Source organism: Exiguobacterium sp. N5 (assembly GCF_025842465.1).
In the GTDB taxonomy this organism is placed as follows: Bacteria; Bacillota; Bacilli; order Exiguobacteriales; family Exiguobacteriaceae; genus Exiguobacterium; species Exiguobacterium profundum.
Genome location: NZ_JAPAEP010000001.1, coordinates 2,033,972 through 2,055,751 on the forward strand (window position 1 = coordinate 2,033,972; position 21,780 = coordinate 2,055,751).

Here is a 21,780-nt window from a genome sequence, read left to right on the forward strand (position 1 = left end):
AGAGTGAATTCGCTCATAGCTTTTGTTTTAACTGTTCGTAATGTCCTTTTGCCAAATCAAAGTAGATGAAGTCTCCACGTTCGATCCGTTCGAGCGTCGCTTCGAACTCACGCCATCCACGTTCGACCTGTTCAGGCGTCAATTCTCCGCTTTCAGCCGCCGCCTTGAACTCATCCTCATCCTTTTTGACGATATCGCCATTTGGAAATACAAGAATATCGAGCAACAAGTCATCCATGTACGGAATGCCATTTTCTTCGCCGATTCGGTCAACGAGGTCGATATACCACTGCACGATTTCGCCTTCCGGATTGATCATCGCTGTCACACCGAACGGTTCATTGTCCGGGAAATATTGGAGCCAAGCAAACCCGGCATCCGCCACGATGAATTCTTCCCCTTTATGCTTTTTATATAATGGTGCCCGAACCTCATCGATTTGGAATAAGGCGACGACGCCTGAAAATTGTTCCGTCTGAACACGAATTTGCGCGTAGCGGTTCTTTAAAATCCGTTCCCAGTCTCGTCGATTCGCATACTTTCGTTTTGCCATATGGATCTCCCCTTTGGTCATCTCTGTATGATACAGTTCGCCAGAAGAAGGAAAGTTCCTTGTTAGTCATACAGGTTATGCTGATTGAACCAGACGAGATGACTTTGCTTCAAGCGTTTCCGCTCGACCATACGGACGAACGCGTCTGTCGAGATGAAACGGTTCCCGGGATGGAGGTCGGCCAGCATCAAGAGGATGAGGCGTGAACCTCGCTCTCCCTCTTGAAGAGAGATATGTTCCATCTTCCCTTCCCCGTTGAAGCGGTTGATGAACAGCTCGACTTTACACTCTTCTTTTAAGAGGCGGGTCGTCACATATGCGACTTGGCTGATGATCGACTCGAAGTCGTGATGTAACGTGTAGCCGGACGGCCCACTCAAATCGACTGCGAACGTGAACGTATCGAGCGATGTCTTTTGAAAGACTTTCGACTGGACTCGTCCAAGTTTTGCCGTCGCGACCCAGTCAATCTCTTTTACCGGTTCCCCTTCATAAGGCTTTGACCCCAGAACCTGCAGTGGATTCCGAAGTGGTGATGCGGTCAAAGGCCGGTCACCAAGCGCTAAACGTTTCGTGCCGACCGGTGGGTGTAACGTAAGGGACGGTAATACCGTCCACCGCTTCTCGATGGGGCACTCGAGTAAGTACGTCCCGAGATGAAACGGGAGCGTCACAGCAAGTATGCATTCTTCGATGTAGGCAGGACCTCGGAATTCGGCTTGAATGTGAAGCATCTGACGAGCCTGATCTGTCCGTAATGTCAAATCCAAACTATTCGGGGACCGGTCGTGGGCTGGAAAACTGAGCGCTGTATTGGATTTCAGCCGAACACGAACCGGAAGCCCGAGTCGTTCGACGACTTCACTTCCATCTAAAATCAGTTGTACCTCCGTCTCATCCCCGACAAAGAGAAGGGATTCATGGCTATGTATGTGAAGCCGAAGAGCTTGTTCCAACTGTTTCCGTGTCCGCTCAAAGAACCAGACGATGCCTGCAAGTAAACAAAGCGCATACCCGACGATTTCCATATACGGGACGAATACGAGAATTATCCCGGCGAATCCATAGACCGGAATCCACTCTTTCTGGAGGGCGTTATGTGTCGAGAACGTCATCATCAGCCCTCGACTGGAACAGAAACGGTGTCTAAGATGTAACGGATGATGTCCTGTTTCGTTGATTTGATGCCTCCTTCAAGCGTCAACGTCAGACGATGTGCCAATACATAAGGTGCCACGGCTTTCACATCTTCCGGAATGACGTACAATCGATCGTTCAGATAGGCATAACTTTGAGACGCTCGCATGAGCGCGATGGCTCCTCGTGGACTGACACCGACCTCGACAGATTGGTGTTCTCGTGTCGCATGAACGAGCCCGAGTAAATAATCGAGGACATCATCTTGAATCGATACTTGCTTCACTTCTTCTTGTGCGCGGCGTAACTCGTCTAACGTCGCAACCGCCTCCACGATTTTCCGTGTTTGACGCATGACTTGTAAGAGGAGTTCTCTCTCTTCCGAAAAATCAGGATAACCGACTGGAATCGAAATCAAGAAGCGATCGAGTTGGGCATCCGGTAAGGGGAACGTCCCCGCTGATTCAATCGGGTTTTGCGTCGCGATGACGAAAAATGGTTTCGGCATCGGATATGTCTCTCCCCCGATGGAAACTTGTCGTTCTTCCATCGCCTCAAGCAAGGCGGACTGCGTTCGTGGAACCGCTCGGTTGATTTCATCAATCAAGACGATGTTCGCAAAGATTGGTCCTTGGCGATGATCGAACGTCTGCGTCTGCATGTTGAAATAGTCTGCTCCGATCACATCAGACGGTAACAAGTCGGCCGTGAATTGAATCCGGGAAAACACCCCGTCGAAGCTAGCCGCAATTGTTTTGGCAAGTAACGTTTTTCCCGTGCCTGGCACATCTTCTAATAGAATATGTCCTTCCGCGAGTAACGCCGTACAACAGAGGCGTACGACATCCTCTTTTCCTAAATACACTTCGTTCAACTGTTTGATGACCTGCTCCATGCCCATATGACGACCTCCATTTTTTGTCTTAATCAAACTTTACCTTTTTATGGTAAGATAAACAACAAATAGTCTGAAAATTCAAAAGGAGGTACCCTCTTGCGCTGGACGAACAAGTTTCTTCTCATGATTGTCGCCACACTCCTCGGCACCTTTACGATAATGGTGATTGCGACGAGTGTATTCGAGTGGCTCTATAACCCGGAAACGATACCGGTCGAGGAAAGTCATAGTCTTCCAACTGATCTCCTATCGGATGAGGATGATGGAATTTTAATTGGTGAATCCAAAGCAGATTACCCGTTTGAATTGGATCCTCAAAAAGGAAAACATCACTTTTTTGAGAGAATCACGGGATCTGGAGAATCAACACGACGAAATCTCGGACTATTCGTCGCTTTGATCGCATTCTGTTGCTTCAGTTTCTATGTCTATCGAAAACGAAAACGGCATTTGACGAACGCACGAGATGATGATGATTCAAGCATAGACCCGTTTGTAGAATCGCTACAACACAAGAACGCCTCGTCCGTTTCGACGCTCACAGCGTTCACGAACGTCCCGATTCGCGATGCACTGATCACATTCAACCAATCTCTCGTACCAGTCAAGCGATTGCGTGCTCATGAGACATTGCAAGAGTGGTTCCAACGCATCGATTTACCGATGAACCCGTCCGTTTATCATGCGGTTCGCTACGGCACCTCTTCAGGTGTGACGATTTCTGAAGAAGATACACTTCACTTCAAGAGAACACTCGATACCTACGCGACACGTCCTCACCCCGAGTGAGAATGTGCACAGGTTCTGCTTTTTCATCATGAATGATAAAATGGTGGAAAATGTCAGTTAAGGGGATGGAAACATGAGACGATGGGCGATATTCGGATTAAGTGCACTTTTACTCACGGGTTGTACAGATACGGTGGCAGACAATCCAACCCCAATCGAATCACCCGATGAACCCATCACCGAATGGACGCGTGAGGACTTTAAAGACGTCTATGACCAATACGAACAAACGAAACCGCTCCTTACTGCCCTTGAACAACAAGGAATCAAACCGTTTCGGGAGACATTCGAACGGGTCATCATCGCAGGCAACGGCCTCGAGCATACGTATGCGGATATTTACCCATTCAAGCTCGATGACGGGACGTATGCTACCATTTTCGACAGTCAAGACGGAACGGTGATCAATGGTTCTGAGTCGGTCGCTCCGCTATTCTGGCAAGAGGAATCCTTCCTTCAATACGTTGAAGAGATTGAAAATCGGAAATTCGGTACAAGTGCCCCACCTACCGATGTCGTCCTCACGCAGGATGAATTCCAAACGGTCTATGACCGCCATGCCTACACGTCAGCTCTCCTCGTCGAACTCGATGAAGCGGGCGTCGAACTGGCACGGGAGCCAATCGATGATGTGATCATCGCCGGGAACGGCGTGACCGAAGTCACTGCCGACTTGTTCGTATTCGATGTCGAGAGCGGGTATGCCATCGTATATGATCAGGACGGAGAAATTTTAAAAGGCCCCGAATCCATCTCACCGCTCTTTTGGAACGAGAAGGACTATGAGGACCTGTTAGCCAAGAATGAGGGATAATTTCGCCCCTTTTCCGATTTTAGCTATGCTATACTCAAATCAATAAACGACCACTAGGGGAGCCTTCGGGCTGAGACGGCATTTGCCGGACCCTTTGAACCTGATCTGGCTCATACCAGCGTAGGGAAGTGGCTTGGGATACGTCTCTGTATGTCCACGCCATTTTTCCGTCTGGAAACGTGGCGTTTTTATTTTGAAAGGAGACTATTCATGCGTATTCAACAACTCACTTGGATGGCAATGCTCGTTGCCATCGCCGTCGTCGGTTCGATGTTCATTTCGATTCCCACAGGTGTCGCCCGCGCTTATCCCATTCAACATATGGTGAACGTGATTGCCGCAGTCACCGTCGGTCCAATCGGAGCCGTTCTCGTCGCTTTCGTCACCGGACTCATTCGCGTCATGACCGGTACAGGATCACTGCTCGCATTCCCTGGTGGCATGATTGGCGCGTTTCTTGCCGGCATTTTCTTCGTTCGCACGAACCGTGTCTATGCGGCCGCTCTCGGAGAAATCATCGGGACTGGGGTTATCGCTTCGTTGATTGCCGTCCCGTACGCAAAACTGTTGATGGGTTCGACGTTCGGTGCATTTTTCTTTGTCCCGGCGTTCCTTGCCTCTAGTTTGACGGGCGCGCTTCTCGGTTGGCTCGTCTTGTCGCGTGTCAAACAGTTGCGACCGAGCGTACTCAAATAAAAGCTCCCTTTTTGGATGAAAATGGTAAACTATAGACAACATCTATAGAGGAGGGGGTTTATGTCTCGTTTCAATCAACTTGTAGCGGGTGGTATTTTGCTGTTTTTGTCCGGACTCTTATATACGCTCGAACGCATTGCACTCTACACCCGTTGGAGCGCCCAAATCTCAACAGGAAGCTGGCCGGAAGAACCGACGTTTGTCGATCCGTTTCTAAACAACTGGTTCGTTTCCCTATTCTTGTTTGGCGCTATCGTTCTCTTTTCGATGGGCATGAATGCCACGAAGACAACAAGTCCATCCGAGAACCCGACCGACTCATGACGGTCGGGTTTTTGTATGATAGACCCAGATTGCTTCGCCGTTCCATTCATCGATTAAGCCGCTGTCGACAAAGCCGTTCTTTGCGTAAAATCGTTTCGCAGCTTCATTCTCTTGATGGAGACTCAGGATGATATCATCCACATCGTATTGTGTCTGGATAAATTCCACTGCCATGCGCAGACACTTTGTTCCGACGCCTTTCCCCTGTTCATGTTAATCAATCATGAAGCGATCGAGCCATACATAACGTTCTGTCTCGTTTTCCGCCCCGACCATCATGAAGCCAACCGGCCGCTCGCCTTCATAAAATGCAAAGCTCTGCCAATCGTATTTCGTATCCTCAGTCATCTCTTGAAGCGATTCGGCATTCGTCTCGATGAACCGGGAATGTTTCTCGTCCACTGTCAGGCCGATGACCGCCTCTCGATTGACTGCATCAACCGGTTGAATCGTGATTTCATTTCCTTTCATGCTTTCACCTCATTAATTTTCTCTTTCTTCCATACGATTTCTCCCGTAAAAAGTTTCTTCTCCCGTATCTTCGAAGGCTTGTATTCGCTACACTAACAATAGAAAAGGAGGAGATCTTATGTTCCGAATCGGAAGTATCTTCATTCCCGTATCAGATGTAGAACAGTCTCTGAACTGGTATATAACTTATTTTTATGCCCAAGAAATCGGGCGCTGGGAAGGGGGCATCGGAATCTGTCTGCCAGATGGCTCGACTCAACTCGGATTGATTCAAACTACTTCAACGCAACCTACAACATTTAAGGATGCGTCTGGACAAGCCCATGTTTATTTCAATATCATCTGTGAAGACATTCAGCTCGCGTATCAATCGTTCGAACAAGCAGGGCTAATTGCGACCCCGCTTCACGATTTCGGTGGTATGTCCTGTTTTGACGTACGAGACCCGGATGGACATACGATCAGCCTCATCTCAGAAGAGTTGACTTCTCCGTTCCACCGTGATCGAGTGAAAGAGTTGCAAACGAAAGGAAGCAACCAATGAAACAAATCCATCATATCTGTATCCAAACCCCGGATTATGCCGCATCGAAGTCATTTTACGAAGCGCTCGGTTTTGAACTCGTCCAGGAGTCGCCAAACTTTCATACGCGTGACTTCAACAGTTGGCTCAAGCTCGGTGATTTTTATATTGAGCTCCAGACTGCTAAAGCGGATGAAACGTTACAAGACTACTCGAAACATGTGGCCGGTCCCGTCCATTTCGCTCTCTATGTGGACGATCTCGAAGCGGAAGTCGCACGACTCGAACAGCTAGGTGTCACGTTCTTGCCGAAGCACGGTGGCAACATCTACTTCGTCGTCGATGGACATTTAAGTAAACTAAAAGCACCGGAAGGAACCATCATTGAACTGCGTGATACGTTCGAGATTACATAATCTACAGCTTTTAATACCATGGATAAAAATATATATAGTAGTTTAGTAGTAAAATGTGGATTTATTATAGTTAAATGTAATTAAATTTACATTTATGGATATAAATATTATTAAGTTACTTTAAATTACTTTGTTTTTAGTGTATCCTTACTTTTGTTGAAAATTTTAAGGGAAAAGGGGATTTTTTAATTGAATTTTACTAAAAACACTTTAGTTTATAAGCTTTTCATGGTGACTTTAAGCACATTATTGGTAATTACCTTATTAACACCCATAAATTCAGTTACGGCATCTGAACCAACTAATTACCTAACAACCGAAGAGCAATTTTATATTAATGAATTTGCTGAAGATCTTGAATTTCTATTTGAAGAAGGGACAACATTCGAAAACGGAAAATATACTATGAATGAACAACTAGTTGCTAAAAAATTCGGAACTCAAAACATGGCATCAATTGCTCTTTTTATCAAAATAGTTAATGATGAAGAAATTACTAGTGACGATTTAATTGGGGTATCGAGTAAGAATGACATAAATCTCATTTCTTCAAATTCTGTTGTGACAATGGCATCCAAACAATCATGGAAACAATGTGTTGGTAGTAAAATTATCGATGCAACAGGTATTGGTTTTATAAGCGGGGGACTATGGAAGTTGATTGAGAGAGAAGCCTGGAAACAAGTTGCGATTGAATTAGCAAAAGTAGCCGGAAAAAATGCAATTAAAGGTGGCATTATAGGTTTTACTGCAAGTCTAGCCTGGTATGGAATTAAATGTAAGTGATTTCAAGTCTGTAAAAGATTTAAAAATTATTAATATGTAAACTTAAATAATATTACCACCTAAAGAACTAGATTCTACAAACTAACGAATCTAGTTCTTTACTACTTCATTTATACAAGCCGTTGAATGTATGAAAATTTAAATGTACATAGTTAAATTACTTCATGCTTTAAAGTTCTCGATTCTTTTTTAAAGACAATCTAAGTGAAGAAAGTTGAAAAACTAGAAGCAATACATATGCGCAGGTTGAAATTCCTATCAAATCCATCCAACTATACTCCACTATCTTCGTTACTTTTAAAACAATTCCTACCCCAGCAAACAAAACAGCAAACTTCGATGTGGAAACAATTGTTTTCTTTAGTTCGATTTTATATTCAGATTTCACAACAACGTTTGCATACTCCATACCTGAGAGAATATAGCGAATCCATACATAGAGACTTAGAATTGCTATAACACCCAATAAAATATATGAAAACTCAGTGCTGAATATACCTAAAAATCTATTCAATAGAACGGCTACTCCCAAAAAGCCAATGAACAAAACGAAAGCCTCGGCTATAAAGTACAATAACTGCCTTTCTTTATATTCGTCATTTGGTAAAAACATTGTGACCCATGATTTTTTCATCTTTTACTCCTCCCAAAATAAATCATTTAACGTGACGCAAAGAACCCTCGCAATGGCAATACAGAGCTTCAACGAAGGATTATATTTATCTGCTTCGATTAAACCGATTGTCTGCCTAGTTACACCGATTGCCATTGCCAAATCTGTTTGAGTAAAATTCTTTTCCACTCGATATTCTTTTACTCTATTACCCATAGCTATCTCCTTATTTTGTTTTCCAACAATCTAAATGTAATATATATATTCCATTAACGCAATATATATATTACATATTTTTGATTACGAATGAATCTCCATCACACTTTCTACGTTTTCTCTGTTCATAAGAAAGGAAAGGATATAGTAACTACATCTTGGGTTAGGAGATCACTAATGAAATATCTCGATTATTGGAGCTACTTGTCACTCTCCCTGGCAAAGTTCTTCTTTTTTAGCTGGTTGACCGCGACGGCGTTCGACTTCTCGTTTTTCCTTATCAATTTGGCGACGATTCTGCTCCTGACGAGTTGGGCACTCGCCGTGTCTTATCCGATTCGCCGATGGATTTTATACGTTTCTCTGTTCCTGCACAGTACCCTGCTCGTCTCGGACGTCTGGTACTATCGCTATTTTGAAGACTTATTATCCGTCGCCTTACTGTCCGACATCGGGCAGATGGGAGATGTCGGAGGTGGCTTCTTGACGCTCATCCGCCCAATCGATGCGTTCTTCTTCATCGACCTCATCATCTACGGTTTGATTTTGCGTTATATGAAACGTCATCCTGTCCGTGAAGGGAAACGAAACGGAAGACGATTGGCGCTCGCTGGCTTCACACTCGGATTTCTTCTCTTCACAATCCCGCTCACCCTCAGTTATCAGCGTGGAGAAAAGTGGATCGCGGACGACCCCATCTCGAATATGCGTGAATACTATCATCTTGGATTTTGGGGCTATCACGCGATGGATGTCGCCCGAGGCGTCGAACGTGCTATGGGATGGAACGAAGCCCTGACAGACGAAGAGCGTTCTCAAATTCAAGCACTCTCTTATCAAGAATTAAGTGCCCCAAGTCCAGATACGAACGTTATCGTTTTACAACTCGAATCATTCCAAACATCCGTCATCGATCAACAGATTGATGGACAGGAACTGACCCCGAATTTGAACCGACTGCGACGTGACATGCTTTACTTCCCGAACGTGTATCATCAAACGCATGAAGGGCGAACGTCTGATGCAGAGTTCATCGTCAACACGTCACTTTATCCTGTCAAATCTGGTTCCGTCTACACGCGTTTCCCGGGAAATCAATTCGGCGCGCTCTCTCAATCCTTGAATGAGGCGGGCTACGATACGGCAGCCATGCATTCGTTCCGAAAAGACTTTTGGAATCGCGATGACTTTTATGACAATATCGGGTTCAATCATTTCTTTAGCGACAAAGACTACCCCGATCAAGGAATCATCGGGATGGCACTCAACGATCAGGAATTCTTAAATACGTCGGTCGGATTTATGGAAGAGTTGGATGAACCATTTTACGCATTTTTAGTCGCTTTAACGAGTCATACACCGTACGATATCCCGGAAGACGAGAAGCGGTTGGACCTATCTGATATCGACGATCCCCTTCTCGAAAACTATTACCATACCGTTCATTTCGTCGATGCCGCTGTCGGTCAGTTCATCGAACGATTGAAACAAGATGGTTTCTGGGATGAGACGCTTCTCGTCATGTATGGTGACCACGATAGCGGTCTGACGGCACCAGGAGAAGAGATGGCTACCCTCGAAGAAGTGGATTCGACGGTTGACGCGTTTCAACTTGACCGTGCTGTCCCTCTCTTCATCAAACCACCTGGACCGATGACAGGAGAAGTCATGGAGGCGAGTGGTGGACAAATCGATATCGCCCCGACGATTCTCGATTTACTTGGAATCTCTCCAGCATATATGCTTGGCGACTCCTTATTGAATGATACGTCAAATCTAACCGTCTTTCGGACGGGCGCTTTCCGATACGAAGATCATTACTATGAACCAGACTTGACCGAACGTGCTGGTAACGGCACATGCTATTCCATTGGGACGGAAGAACAAGTCGCATTCGATCGATGCGCCCCTTACATCGACCGCGCGGCCAGTCAGCTCCGGCTCTCGGATACCATCATCGAGAAAGATGCCCTCTCGCAAATGAGTCCATGAAAAAACTCCCGAGCTATTTGTCTCGGGAGTTTTGTTCAGTAAGCTTTACGCAATGTCGCGATATCAAGCTTTTTCATGGGCAGACATGCCTGTACGACCTGTTCAATCTGCTCTTGCGAACCTACCGTCATCATCTCTTCCATTTCCCACGGGATGATTTGCCAGGAGACGCCATAGCGATCTTTCAGCCAACCACACTCCTCTGCTTCCGGTACAGCCGATAGCCGCTCCCAGTACGAATCGACTTCTTCTTGCGACTCACAAAACGCAATCAGCGACTGCATCTCGTTGAACGCGAATTAATGATTTTCCGCGCTGTCCATGGTGACGAACTCGCGTCCGGACAAGACGAAGCGGGCGTAATTGAGCTTCCCTTCCAACTTCGGGCCGTCTGTCCCCCCGTAACGAATCATATGGTCTTCCAGCACGTAAGAATCCGGGAAAATCGAAATCCAGTCATTCATCGCCGCTTCAGCATGACCAAAGACGTCCCCGACGAACAAAAAGCATGGGGTCACCGTCTGGATGTCCATCCCGCCGCTATGCATGATTTGCCAGGATACCCCGTGCTTGTCTTTCAACCAGCCATAGCGCGCGCTGAAATCATACGTGTCAAGCGGCATGAGCACCTCTGCCCCCTCACTCAATTCGCCCCAAAGCGTATCCACTTCTTCCGACGTCGGGAACGTGACCATGTACGAGATGGAGGGATTGCGGTCCTTCAACGGACCCGCCCCAAGCAGTTGCAAGAACTGTCCCGACAGCGAGACGGTCACAATCGTCGTCTCACCTGAAGGCGTATCCATCAGTTTCGTCGTATAGTCGATGAACGAATCGGGAAACTTCGAGACGTACCACTCCGCAATCGCTTCGACGTGACTTTCGAACCAAATACACGGGATAATCGATTGGGTAATTATTAGATTTCCTCCTTTCAGACTTCACGTAGACGATACACGTCTCTCACGGCGAGCAATGTCTCCACTCGTTTCCGGTACGCCTGATAATGGGCTGAATGGATATGCGCGTCGAGCGCCGTCTCGTCGCGATATTTCTCATAGAACACGAACGTGCCCGGGGCATCGATTGACTCATGGAGCACATACGTCAAACATCCTTCTTCTTGTCTCGATGGGGAAATGACTTCATCGAGCGCTTGCCTTAACTCTTCCTCTTTCCCCGGATATGCCTTTAATACAGCGGTAATCACGATTTCCATTGCAAATTCCTCCTCCGTTTTACATGAACGCAATACTTTTCCCGTTTTAGAAGAGATGTATACGCAAATGGACACGCCGATTTGTAAAGGCGTGTCCATCGTTTAGACGAGTTCGTTCGCAATCTCGTTCAGTTCTTCAATTTGATCTTTCAACGAAGCTAACGCTTCTTGTTGTGAAATCGTCAACACATGAACGTCTTGGCTGTTCGTTTCGAGTGCCATCGTCAACGCCGTCATATCACCCGTCACTTGATGGACTTTGTGTAATTCTGCGGCGGCGATTTGGAGCTGACTCGACGTCTCATCTACTGTTCCTGCGACCGTATTTGTCGTTTGAATCATGGAAAGGATCGACGCCCCACTCTTACGGACTTGTTCTTCCTGCGTCGATAGACGTTCTGTACTGCCATCGATGGCACGTTCCGTCACTTGTACCTCTTGCATGACGAGTTGGATAATGTCATTAATCTGAGCTGATGCTTGTGCCGTTTGAGCGGACAAATTTCGAATCTCCGTCGCGACGACGGCAAACCCTTTTCCGTGTTCACCTGCTCGTGCCGCCTCAATTGAAGCGTTAAGAGACAACAAGTTCGTCTGAGACGAGATTTGCTGAATCGTATCCGTGATGGTCCGCACTTCTTGGAAACGCTCCGCCAATCCTTTAAAGGCTAGATTCACTTCACCGATACTTAAGTTCAGCTCAGCAAGCGACCGTTCTGTCGAATCCATATTGTCATGTGATAGTTGAGCGTCTTGTAAGACACCGTTCACGTGCGAGGTTGTTTCTTGAAGCTGTTGTTGCATCCGTTCAAACGCCTGTACAGTGGATTGAATTTGTGAGGCGACGTTCTGAATCAAAACTGCTTGTTCAGACGTTCGTTTTGTCATCGAACCAATTTGGGCCGTGACTTGTTCTGAGGCGTTCGTGACGGAATCAACGGAATCATTCATTGTAAATACCGCGCCATGAAGCATTGTCGCACTCGCTGTCGTCTTCGCCATGGTGAGTTCGACCTCACTCGCATGCTGTTCAGCTTGTTGTTGTTGTGTAAACGTCTCGTGTAATAATTTTGCCCCAAAGAAAGAAACGAAGTAGGCGCCAGACAAAGCCATTGTGAGCACAGTGAACCAAATGACGAGATCGAGCGGCGTTTCAAATGAAAAGCGCCCAATCAATACAGCTCCGACCGATACGATAAGCGCGAGAATGCTGCCGTACAGCACAAGATGCCGATTCAAGTACATCAACATCAATACGATATACAGAAAGACGATATTTTGAATCGCAGTACCTGGCAGCGTCAAGATAATTGCTGAAGCTGCAATGTACATCAACGTGACGAGCCCATACTTCAACCAAGTATGTTCCACATAGAAGCGATGGCCCAGCCATGATGCGGCTTGAATGACACCACCTATCAGAATAAAATTGACTGCGCCTTGCCCCGCGAGCTCCCCCATCCAATACAAAACACCCATGATCGGATAAGAAAGGAAAAACAAAATGATTATCATCCGCGATACGAGTAACGAGCTCATTTTCTCAAAATGATTTACCATGATTGTTGCCTTCTTTCAATAAAAGTAAGAGTCTATATGTATTTATCGGCACATGCCGAAAATTTTTAAGTCCATTTCTCGCAGTTTTGTATTGACTCAACAAATAAAAATAGGACAACATATGCCAGCATTCGCTGCACTTGTTGTCCTATGAATCCCTCACAATTATCTATCTTCAACTTTCCGTTTAAATGGCCACCATACCCCGTCCCCGAAGGAGACGGTGATTGCCGGGATGAGCAGCGGTAACACAATCAATCCGTATAGCAACAAACCGGTGATGACGATTGTCGCGATCTGGACGAGACTGAGCACGCCTGACGGAATCATGGCACCGAACGTCCCGGCGAGGATGACCGCGGCGGTCATAATGACGGTACCCATCTTCGTCATCGAGTGGATGAGCGCCTCACGGACCGTCTTCCCATTGATTGTTTCTTCTCGGAATCGATCTAACAAGAAGATGGAGTAGTCAATTCCAAGGGCAATCAACATGACAAATCCAAAGAACGGAACGGCCCAGCTAATCCCGTCATAGCCGAGTCCTTCTACAAAGATTAGCTCTGTGATTGCCGCTGACGTATAGTACGTCAAGAGAAGCGAAGCAATCATGTAGAGTGGCATGATCATCGAGCGGAACAGTGCTGTCAAAACGATGAACAACGTCACGAGCATGATGGCTACCGTTCGATTGAAATCATTCGTCGATGTTTCATTTAAATCGCTATTGATACTTGAGATCCCGGCATATCCGATGGTCGCATCCGCATACGGTGTTCCCGTCACGGCACGATTCATCGTCTCTTTGATTGTCTCAACGGTATCAATCGCTTCTGGCGAATACGGGTCCATCTCTAAGACGACCTCGAGCTGAGTCGCCATTCCTTCATCGAAGACATATCGTTCGACTGCAGGTGAGAACTCATCTGATGTGAGCGTCCCTTCCGGAAGATACACGCCTGTCTCCCGAAGCGCATCTGCTTCACTCAACTGTTGTAAGAACGAAACGGCTTCGCCGAGACCAGACTCAATTTGTCCTAGCCCGTCGTTCGCTTCCGCGACACCTGTCGCCAGTTGCGCTAACCCGCTACCAAGTTCACCGACCTGAGAACCTTGTGCATTTAATGCGGACGCCGATTCGTTGATTCCTGACTCAATTTGTGTGAGGCCAGCTGATACTTGACCGAGCTGTCCGACTGCGGCCGGGATGTTTTGAGTCGCTGTCAATCCTTGCCCAATGAGACCAAGTTGACCATTCAACTGATTTAGTCCCGCTGCTGCTTCTGCAAGCGGTGCCCCGGCATTGGTTGAACCACTTGGCAATTGCTCGACGATTGCGTTCAATCCTTGCTCAATCTCATTCAATCCAGTTTGAACATCCCCGAGACCCGTCTGCGCTTCAGACAAGCCATCGCTGACTTCACTGAGCTGCGTATCGACATAAAAATCGTCGATGATTTCACCAGTCGGACGTGTGAGCGCACGGACACCATTCACACCTTCAACTTTTTCAAGCTCACTTGCAAACTTTTCGATATAGGGAACTTCTGATTCTGTAATGGCTTGATCTTGTCTCAAAATGACTTGTACCGGAAGGGATTCCCCTTGACCGAACCCTTCTGAGATCAAATTCAGTCCACGAACCGAATCGTAGCCGTCTCCAATCTCATCGACCGTATTGAACGAACGGGCATCGTCATATGTGAATAAGACAGGTACTGTGATCAACCCGACGACCAAAATCGAAAAGAACGGGCGATTGACCGACAATCGGCTCAAGCTAGCCCAAAGCTTGCTGTCATGATGCTCGCCTGCCTTTTTCGACGGCCAAAACAGTCGCTGTTTGAGCGTCGCCATAAAGAATGGGACGACCGTGAAGAGAATCAGCAGCAACACCGCAATCCCGACTGCGACGGCGACCGCTGATTTAAAGATTGGAAAATCAGCAAATCCGATGGCGGCAAAACCGACGAAGACCGCGAGCCCACTGATGAGGACCGTTCGTCCTGCCGTCTTGTACGTATTGACGATGGCGTCTTCGATGGCATGCCCTGCACTGAGTTCTTCTTTATAACGGCTAAGAAGCAGAATACAGTAGTCTGTCCCAATCCCGAACAAGATGGCGACAAGGAAGATCTGCGTGTAGTTGGACACCGGGAACCCAAACCAATCCACAAAGAACGCGACAAAGGATTGGCTCAACAGATACGTGAATCCGACCGCAATGAGCGGGATGAACGGGGTCACGATGGAACGGAAGACGAGAAGGAGTAATCCAAAAATCAACACGACCGTGATGATCTCTGTCTTTTTCAACCCTTCCTGTGCACTTAGATTCACATCATTGTTAATGATTTCTTCCCCGGTGATATATACTGTCTCCTCTTGCGAGAGCACGTTTTCACGGACATCATCAGCAAACGCATTGATTTCTTCCGTCGTACCTTCTACCGTGATGGGGACGAGGACGATGCGTCCGTCTTCCGAGACAAGCTGTGCCTCTGTCTCTTCACTTTCAAACGGATTGAGAACATCCGTCACGACCGTTTCGTTTTGTTTAAGTTCTTCGATGACACGTGCGACATCTGTTCGCTCCGTCTCTCCGATTGATTCAAACTCATAGACGAGGGAGATGGTCTTGTCACTCTTCCCGGCTTCATCTAAAATCGCTTGTGCGCGTTGTGAGTCCATGTCGTCCGCAAGTTGGAAGCTCCCTGCCTCTTCTGCTTGTTTCGTTAAGTTCGGTGCTGCGACAAATAATGCTGCCGTCAATACGATGAGGGAAATGAAAATTCCCCAGCGCCATTGAATGATTTTATGCATGTGTTATTCCTCCCCGATTCGGAGCAATTGCTTTATTTTTCGGAACGTCCGAACAAACTGCTCGATTTCAATTTCGTCTACTTCTCCATCGATGAGGGATTCCACATATCGATAGACGGCACCGTCCACTTCTTCGACGAGCCGTTTCCCTTCTGGGGTCAATTCTATCAATCGTTCCCGTTGATCTTGTCCTCGTCGACTCGTGACGAGTCCTTTTTCGACCAACTTTTTCAGGCGATTCGAGACCGCACTTTTATGGACACCTTGTTTTTGCGCCAATTGCCCAGCAGGAGTTGGTCCAAACTGATCGAGTAACTTCAACAGTTGGAGCTGTTCACGCGAATACTCGCGCCATACGTCTCCCTCCATCGCTTCGATGACATGTTCCGTCCCATGGAACATCACTTCTTCAAACAACTGCACCGCTTCACGCATCAATGCTTTCATTTTTAGTTTACCCCCTAAACTAGATGGTTATAGTTTATGCCCTAAACTAAATAGCGTCAAATAAAAAGACCGATAAGGGATGCCCTTATCGTCCCATGTTCTTTTCGATGGTTTCTGCCACACGTAACCCAGACAGATAGGCACTTTCGAATCGCGTTCGTCCGGATGGATCATCAGCTTCAAGGAAGACATCCCCTGCTAAATAGATGGGATGATGGCTTACTTGATAAAACGGCTCATGCCATATATCTTTCGCTTGCGCGTAACGCCAGCGTTTCAATTGCCGTGATCGGATGCCGAGGTCTCCGACTTCCTCACGCACTAACCGCTCGATTTCAGCAAGTGTCTCTGCTTCCGGTCGCTCATACCAGTCCTCACTCCACGTCTCTTCCATATAGACACTTATAAGTGATGTATCGGAGATGCCTTTTGGCCGATTATCGACGATTTTTAATACACCAGGTACCAGTTCTTGATCGAGAATACCGTCTGCTCCAATCTGCACATCACCGGCACATTCAAAAAGACCGACGAACGTCGGCGCATATACGAGACGAAGTAGCGCGGGTTTGATTTGGTCGACCAAACTCCCTAGTAGTTCGAATGACTGTGGAAGCGGTGCCGTCATCACGACTTGATCATAGGAACGCGTCGTCACGTCTGTCTTGACTGTGACGGTTCCGTCTTCTTCCACTTGAACGTTCTCCACTCGTTCATTCAACTGTACGGTCAAATCTTCAGCTAAACGCTTAGCGAGGGCATTCATCCCATCAATCGCGACATAACGTGGATAAGGGTCGGCATACCAGACTTGCACCCAGTTCGCATTCATCCACGACTGTACCTCTCGTTCGAGCTCTTCTCCACGCACCGTGAAATATACCGCTCCATGGTCGGCTCGTCCATCACCGATTCGACGCGTCGCCAAGCGTCCCCCGACGCTTCGACTCTTTTCAACCAGTTCGACGTCATGACCTTGACGCGCGAGTTCACGCGCTGCGATGATTCCGCTCAGACCGGCCCCGATGATCCCAATCTTCATTCCGCATTCCCCTTTCTCTTCATGAAGATTGTAGCACGTTCCTTCAATTTACCCTCTGTTTGATATGCTTCAGGCTGGCTTGTTCCATTGTTCGTCGTAAGCCCGACGCGTATCTTCATACATGACAGCGAAGCGCGCAACTACTAACGGACGAACAAGGGAAGTCGCAACTAACAGCGACCAGGATGACAAAATCGGTAATTTGAAAACAATACTTAACGTGAAACCCGTCAAAAAGACCGGAATCATTGGCAGGATCAATTTAAATGCTTCCCACTTCTGTCCACGCATCATCCCACGAGATTTTGTAATTGCTTCTGTTGGGGACAAATGAGGCTCATCTCGCAATATAAAGAAAGTGAATGCGTAAGAAAAGTACTTTATGATTCCTGGAACGATTAGAAGCAGCCCCCACAATAGTTGGAAGAGAACCATGAGTAGGAATGTGGCTAAATTTAAGCGGTAATTCTTCCGAAACGGTTTAAATACATCTTGAAAATGCAATTTCTTATTTCGCACCGTATCTAAAATGATCCAGCTGTATCCGATATACATTGGAAGAGACATCACATATAGGATGAGTCCAACCACACTGGTCATCATAAGAATAGTAGAACTGTGTTGGATGCCGTAATACGTCGGATCTATCATAAGCCACACTTCTACTAAAATCGCCATTGCAAAAGACCAACCGATGAGTATCCCCGTTTTTCCTTTCAAGGCCTCATGTGTCCGTTCTGTCCATGTTTGAATCATTCTACATCTCCCCCTGACTGATACTTTTATATACGGAGCATAGTAAGCACACGTTTCAAATTCATATAAAAAAGCAGAGATTCACTCTGCTCGTTCGTCCGCTCGATATTCCAATATGTCTCCCGGCTGACAGTCGAGTGCTTCGCAAATCGCTTCAAGTGTCGAGAAACGAATCGCTTTGGCCTTTCCGTTTTTCAATATCGATAAGTTCGCCATCGTGATCCCGACTCGTTCCGACAGTTCCGTCACACTCATTTTCCGTTTCGCCAACATCACATCCAGATTCACAATCATCGCCATTTCTCTCACCTCATACCGTCAAATCGATTTCTTGTTTCATGTCGATGGCGCGCTTCAATAGTTTCTGTAACAACTCAGCGAAAACCGCAATGACAAATGCGGCGAAGACGAAGACGAATCCGATGACTAAAAATCCTGGCGAGTCGTCACGCTCAGCGAACCAATAGAAGAACGGGAGTGTCGCCATATAGATGGCCGTGATGGTCAACGCACAATATTTAATGACACGAAGTGCTTTCACCGACCGATAGGAGAATGCCTCATTCCGATCAATCAATCCAAGTAAGATGAATGACTGTGACAAGGCAACGAAAAAGGGAATCGCTGCTACATACATCCCTCCAATAATCGGTCGCATCGAATTCGCAATCCATCCTCCGCTCTCCACCGCCTCTCGCCAAAGGAAAGGGAGTAAAAAGATACAGGTCGCGAGAATCGGGAGCGACAAGACAATCACTGCTAGTTTCAAAAAGATGGTTTCCCGTTTCATCTGCCAAACACCTCATTTAGTTTTATTTTCTTTATCATATGCCACGATTTATCGTTTATCAATAAATATTTATCGAAAAAAATAGACCACGAGATGTACTCGAGGTCTATCACATTCATTTCATTGCTTCTAATTCACTTTCGGTCACCCATTTATGGTTTGTGACCTCTTCCCCGTCTTCGGTCGTGTAATCAACCATGTAAACGGTCGTCTCTTCCGCTGTATCGATTGTCGCTTCTGCGCCGTCCATCCCTTCCATATGGTCGGCGGCCAATACGACCTCATCCCCTTCAGACAACGGTTCCTCATCTGGATTGTCCAGTTCTTCGTGAATCACCCATTTGTGATCCTCTACCGGGTCACCACCTGTAGTCGGTGTATAGCTGACGGCGTAGACCGTCGTATCATATGCACCGACAATCGTCGCCTCCACGCCTTCCATCCCTGGCATGTGATCCGCTGTCATCATCGCGGTTGATCCGACTGGAAAAGTCGGATCACTGGCTTCCATCAGCCCGTCTGGAACTTCTCCAGACCCGGAGTGATCCATCGCTGAATGGTCCATGCTTTGCTCTTCTGACATCTCCATCGATGTGTCCTCTACCGTATCCCCACAAGCGGCCAATGATGTCGCGAGAATCATGACACCGAGACCTGTCATCCATTTCTTCTGTTTCATCGAATCTCTCCTTCTCTTCATTTTCATGTTGAGTGTACCCGTTCCGGAGAATGAACAGACATATTTGAGAACATTACGATGATTTGTTAACTCATTGCAACAAAAAAGACCAAAATCCCGAAAGATTTTGGTCTTGAACATTATTCAACCGTTACAGACTTCGCCAAGTTACGTGGCTTGTCGACATCGCAGTCACGAGCAAGTGCTGCATAGTACGAGATGAGTTGAAGTGGAAGAACCGTCACGAGTGGCGTGAGAAGTGGTTCAACACGTGGAAGAACGAATGCGTCGTTCTCATGTTCCATTCCTTCCATTGAAATCGTACATGCGATGGCACCACGCGCCACAACTTCCTTGATGTTTCCACGGATGTTGAGGTGTGTGTTTGGTTGAGACACGAGCGTGATGACCGGTGTCCCGTCTTCAATCAAGGCGATCGGACCGTGTTTGAGTTCCCCACCTGGGTACCCTTCTGCTTGGATATATGAAATCTCTTTCAGCTTCAATGCGCCTTCGAGACCTACATATGAATCCAATCCACGTCCGAGGAAGAATGCGTTACGTGACTCTTTCAAGAACTTATCTGCAAGCTCTTCAAAGATTTCTTTTTGTGCCATGATCGAGTCCATCGTTGTCGCAACGAGTGCAAGTTCTTGCATGAGATCAAACGGGAGTTTCTTCCCGTTCGCACGAGCGATGTCGTATGCGAGAATCGCGAGGACGGCAATCTGTGCCGTGTATGCTTTCGTCGACGCGACCGCAATTTCTGGTCCGGCGTGGAGGAGCATCGTCTCGTTCGCTTCACGTGACAATGTCGATCCTGCCACGTTCGTCAACGTGAGCGCTTTATGGCCCAATTTTTTCACTTCGACGAGGACGGCACGGCTGTCCGCTGTCTCACCTGATTGTGAGATGAAGAGGAAGAGTGGCTTCTCTGTCAAAAGTGGCATGTTGTAACCGAACTCTGATGCGACGTGTACTTCAGTCGGTACACCTGCAACGCGCTCAATCAATTGCTTCCCGACAAGACCAGCGTGGTAACTTGTACCACATGCGACGATATAGACGCGGTCTGCTTCCGAAACGAGTTCACGCACGCCTTCTGCGAGCTCGATGTCGCCGTTCTCATTCTGGTAGTGCTGGATGATGTTACGGATGACGGCTGGCTGTTCGTCCATCTCTTTCAACATGTAGTGCGCGTACGTACCCTTCTCGATGTCTGACGCATCGATCTCGGCCGTGTATGGTGCACGCTCGAGTACTTCGCCGTCGAGCGTCTTGATCGTCGCCGACTCACGTGTGAGGATGACGATCTCACCATCGTGGAGCTCGAGGTACTGGTCTGTCACCTGGAGCATCGCCATCGCGTCTGATGCGACGACGTTGAACGTGCCGTCGCCAAGTCCGACGAGGAGCGGTGACTTGTTCTTGCCGATATAGAGGCGCTCTTTGTCCTCTGAGTCGATCATCGCGATCGCGTACGAACCGTGGAGGTCCGAAAGCGTCTTACGGAACGCCGCCTCGACATCGCCGAGCTCGACGAAGTGCTTCTCCATGAGCTGGACGATGACTTCTGTGTCCGTCTCTGAAAGGAACGGGACGTCGAGCGTCTTCTTGATGAGCTCGTCGTTCTCGATTACGCCGTTATGGACGAGCGTGAAGCGTCCTGTCGTGCTTTGATGCGGGTGGGCGTTCGGTACGCTCGGTACCCCGTGTGTTGCCCAACGTGTGTGGCCGATTCCAATCGTGCCGTCTACTTCTGCTGGGATGATTTCGCGTAGCGCAGCAATGCGACCGACTTCTTTGTGAACGTTGACATTCTCATGCATCAACGCAAGACCTGCCGAGTCATAACCACGGTACTCGAGTTTTTCAAGACCTTTGAGAAGGACTTCCTTCGCTCCGGTATTCCCAATCATTCCTACAATTCCACACATAAACAAATCTCCTCTATTCTTCGATTTCTCGAAAAAGGAAACGGGCTTTTTCTAAGAGCTGTCAGTACACGCTTCTTTGTCCGTCCGGTCGCCCGGGCGTTTTAAAAGCATGCTTATCGTCGTGACAGGCGACGAGGAGGCATCCGCCGAAATCTCGATAACCTCCAACCTCGTCAACTCCGCAGAGTTCTGGCGCTTGTTCGTACTCTTGTGTCCTTCCGTTTCCAAGGTCACGCTCTTAATAGTACAAATCACACCCCCATTCGTCAAGAAAATCCGCTGTTTTCTCGATGACAAAA

At 47.4% G+C, this 21,780-nt stretch carries 24 protein-coding genes, 2 pseudogenes and 1 riboswitch; of the genes and pseudogenes, 8 read left to right on the forward strand and 18 right to left on the reverse strand.

The genetic code is table 11. The features are described 5' to 3' along the window. Positions 1-13 precede the first annotated feature (13 nt). The 3 genes from OKS35_RS10560 to OKS35_RS10570 form a co-directional block, all read right to left on the reverse strand. The gene (locus OKS35_RS10560; protein WP_264093031.1) at positions 14-553 is read right to left on the reverse strand and encodes a DUF402 domain-containing protein; all 540 of its coding nucleotides are present in this window, start codon (positions 551-553) and stop codon (positions 14-16) included. A gap of 62 nt (positions 554-615) precedes the next feature. Beyond that, positions 616-1,668, reverse strand: a complete 1,053-nt coding sequence (locus OKS35_RS10565; RefSeq protein ID WP_264093032.1) for a DUF58 domain-containing protein — start codon at positions 1,666-1,668, stop codon at positions 616-618. A 2-nt stretch (positions 1,669-1,670) separates the two neighbouring features. Beyond that, positions 1,671-2,591: an AAA family ATPase gene (locus OKS35_RS10570; protein WP_264093033.1), complete on the reverse strand. Its 921-nt coding sequence runs from the start codon at positions 2,589-2,591 to the stop codon at positions 1,671-1,673. A gap of 93 nt (positions 2,592-2,684) precedes the next feature. On the opposite strand from OKS35_RS10570, the gene OKS35_RS10575 reads away from it, so the two are divergent. The 4 genes from OKS35_RS10575 to OKS35_RS10590 all read left to right on the forward strand — a co-directional run bounded on the left by OKS35_RS10575 (position 2,685) and on the right by OKS35_RS10590 (position 5,211). Continuing rightward, the gene (locus OKS35_RS10575; RefSeq protein WP_012727617.1) at positions 2,685-3,377 is read left to right on the forward strand and encodes a hypothetical protein; all 693 of its coding nucleotides are present in this window, start codon (positions 2,685-2,687) and stop codon (positions 3,375-3,377) included. A 73-nt stretch (positions 3,378-3,450) separates the two neighbouring features. Further along, on the forward strand, positions 3,451-4,191 hold the full coding sequence (locus OKS35_RS10580; RefSeq protein WP_159563130.1) for a hypothetical protein: 741 nt from the start codon (positions 3,451-3,453) through the stop codon (positions 4,189-4,191). 45 nt (positions 4,192-4,236) lie between these two features. Next, positions 4,237-4,335: riboswitch (TPP riboswitch) on the forward strand. A gap of 66 nt (positions 4,336-4,401) precedes the next feature. Beyond that, a complete protein-coding gene (thiW, locus tag OKS35_RS10585; protein WP_047794734.1) occupies positions 4,402-4,887 on the forward strand; it encodes an energy coupling factor transporter S component ThiW in 486 nt (161 codons plus the stop codon). 60 nt (positions 4,888-4,947) lie between these two features. Further along, complete coding sequence (locus tag OKS35_RS10590; protein ID WP_264093034.1) at positions 4,948-5,211, forward strand: hypothetical protein; 264 nt, start codon at positions 4,948-4,950, stop codon at positions 5,209-5,211. On the opposite strand, the pseudogene OKS35_RS10595 reads toward OKS35_RS10590, so the two are convergent. Then, a pseudogene (locus OKS35_RS10595) lies at positions 5,206-5,406 on the reverse strand (GNAT family N-acetyltransferase); the annotation flags it as partial. The gene OKS35_RS10590 and the pseudogene OKS35_RS10595 sit on opposite strands and share 6 nt — an antisense overlap. 18 nt (positions 5,407-5,424) lie before the next feature. Further along, positions 5,425-5,682, reverse strand: a complete 258-nt coding sequence (locus OKS35_RS10600) for a hypothetical protein (RefSeq protein WP_264093035.1) — start codon at positions 5,680-5,682, stop codon at positions 5,425-5,427. Between the two features lie 118 nt (positions 5,683-5,800). Here OKS35_RS10600 and OKS35_RS10605 point away from each other — a divergent pair, with 118 nt between their 5' ends. The 3 genes from OKS35_RS10605 (at position 5,801) to OKS35_RS10615 (ending at position 7,407) form a co-directional block, all read left to right on the forward strand. Beyond that, on the forward strand, positions 5,801-6,226 hold the full coding sequence (locus OKS35_RS10605) for a VOC family protein (RefSeq protein ID WP_264093036.1): 426 nt from the start codon (positions 5,801-5,803) through the stop codon (positions 6,224-6,226). Next, the gene (locus OKS35_RS10610; RefSeq protein ID WP_264093037.1) at positions 6,223-6,621 is read left to right on the forward strand and encodes a VOC family protein; all 399 of its coding nucleotides are present in this window, start codon (positions 6,223-6,225) and stop codon (positions 6,619-6,621) included. Before OKS35_RS10605 ends, OKS35_RS10610 begins: the two co-directional genes overlap by 4 nt. Before the next feature lie 189 nt (positions 6,622-6,810). Continuing rightward, positions 6,811-7,407, forward strand: a complete 597-nt coding sequence (locus OKS35_RS10615) for a hypothetical protein (protein ID WP_251129838.1) — start codon at positions 6,811-6,813, stop codon at positions 7,405-7,407. 169 nt (positions 7,408-7,576) lie between these two features. Here the strand turns inward: OKS35_RS10615 and OKS35_RS10620 are convergent, their stop codons facing one another. Both OKS35_RS10620 and OKS35_RS10625 read right to left on the reverse strand, forming a co-directional pair. Beyond that, positions 7,577-8,041 (reverse strand): hypothetical protein, encoded by a 465-nt coding sequence (locus OKS35_RS10620; RefSeq protein ID WP_264093038.1) that lies wholly within the window; start codon positions 8,039-8,041, stop codon positions 7,577-7,579. Between the two features lie 3 nt (positions 8,042-8,044). Next, positions 8,045-8,236 (reverse strand): helix-turn-helix transcriptional regulator, encoded by a 192-nt coding sequence (locus OKS35_RS10625; RefSeq protein WP_214875130.1) that lies wholly within the window; start codon positions 8,234-8,236, stop codon positions 8,045-8,047. Between the two features lie 177 nt (positions 8,237-8,413). Here OKS35_RS10625 and OKS35_RS10630 point away from each other — a divergent pair, with 177 nt between their 5' ends. Beyond that, positions 8,414-10,228, forward strand: a complete 1,815-nt coding sequence (locus OKS35_RS10630) for an LTA synthase family protein (protein WP_264093039.1) — start codon at positions 8,414-8,416, stop codon at positions 10,226-10,228. 35 nt (positions 10,229-10,263) lie between these two features. On the opposite strand, the pseudogene OKS35_RS10635 reads toward OKS35_RS10630, so the two are convergent. The 11 genes and pseudogenes from OKS35_RS10635 to glmS form a co-directional block, all read right to left on the reverse strand. After that, positions 10,264-11,166, reverse strand: a pseudogene (locus OKS35_RS10635) (VOC family protein). Further along, a complete protein-coding gene (locus OKS35_RS10640) occupies positions 11,163-11,447 on the reverse strand; it encodes a putative quinol monooxygenase (protein WP_074035366.1) in 285 nt (94 codons plus the stop codon). Before OKS35_RS10640 ends, OKS35_RS10635 begins: the two are co-directional and overlap by 4 nt. Positions 11,448-11,549: 102 nt before the next feature. Then, complete coding sequence (locus tag OKS35_RS10645; RefSeq protein WP_214757999.1) at positions 11,550-13,007, reverse strand: methyl-accepting chemotaxis protein; 1,458 nt, start codon at positions 13,005-13,007, stop codon at positions 11,550-11,552. Positions 13,008-13,172: 165 nt separating this feature from the next. Then, positions 13,173-15,830, reverse strand: a complete 2,658-nt coding sequence (locus OKS35_RS10650; protein ID WP_264093040.1) for an MMPL family transporter — start codon at positions 15,828-15,830, stop codon at positions 13,173-13,175. A 3-nt stretch (positions 15,831-15,833) separates the two neighbouring features. Then, the gene (locus tag OKS35_RS10655) at positions 15,834-16,277 is read right to left on the reverse strand and encodes a MarR family winged helix-turn-helix transcriptional regulator (protein WP_078147853.1); all 444 of its coding nucleotides are present in this window, start codon (positions 16,275-16,277) and stop codon (positions 15,834-15,836) included. An 85-nt stretch (positions 16,278-16,362) separates the two neighbouring features. After that, positions 16,363-17,319 (reverse strand): NAD(P)/FAD-dependent oxidoreductase, encoded by a 957-nt coding sequence (locus OKS35_RS10660; protein ID WP_264093041.1) that lies wholly within the window; start codon positions 17,317-17,319, stop codon positions 16,363-16,365. 69 nt (positions 17,320-17,388) lie between these two features. Then, positions 17,389-18,075, reverse strand: a complete 687-nt coding sequence (locus OKS35_RS10665) for a DUF975 family protein (RefSeq protein WP_264093042.1) — start codon at positions 18,073-18,075, stop codon at positions 17,389-17,391. 81 nt (positions 18,076-18,156) lie between these two features. Then, complete coding sequence (locus OKS35_RS10670) at positions 18,157-18,375, reverse strand: helix-turn-helix domain-containing protein (RefSeq protein WP_012727632.1); 219 nt, start codon at positions 18,373-18,375, stop codon at positions 18,157-18,159. Between the two features lie 10 nt (positions 18,376-18,385). After that, the gene (locus OKS35_RS10675; protein ID WP_264093043.1) at positions 18,386-18,865 is read right to left on the reverse strand and encodes a DUF2975 domain-containing protein; all 480 of its coding nucleotides are present in this window, start codon (positions 18,863-18,865) and stop codon (positions 18,386-18,388) included. A gap of 115 nt (positions 18,866-18,980) precedes the next feature. Then, positions 18,981-19,544 carry a YdhK family protein gene (locus OKS35_RS10680; protein WP_214730156.1) on the reverse strand — a complete coding sequence of 188 codons (564 nt, stop codon included), beginning with the start codon at positions 19,542-19,544 and terminating at the stop codon, positions 18,981-18,983. A 140-nt stretch (positions 19,545-19,684) separates the two neighbouring features. Further along, positions 19,685-21,481 carry a glutamine--fructose-6-phosphate transaminase (isomerizing) gene (glmS, locus tag OKS35_RS10685; RefSeq protein ID WP_211782064.1) on the reverse strand — a complete coding sequence of 599 codons (1,797 nt, stop codon included), beginning with the start codon at positions 21,479-21,481 and terminating at the stop codon, positions 19,685-19,687. Positions 21,482-21,780: the final 299 nt, after the last annotated feature.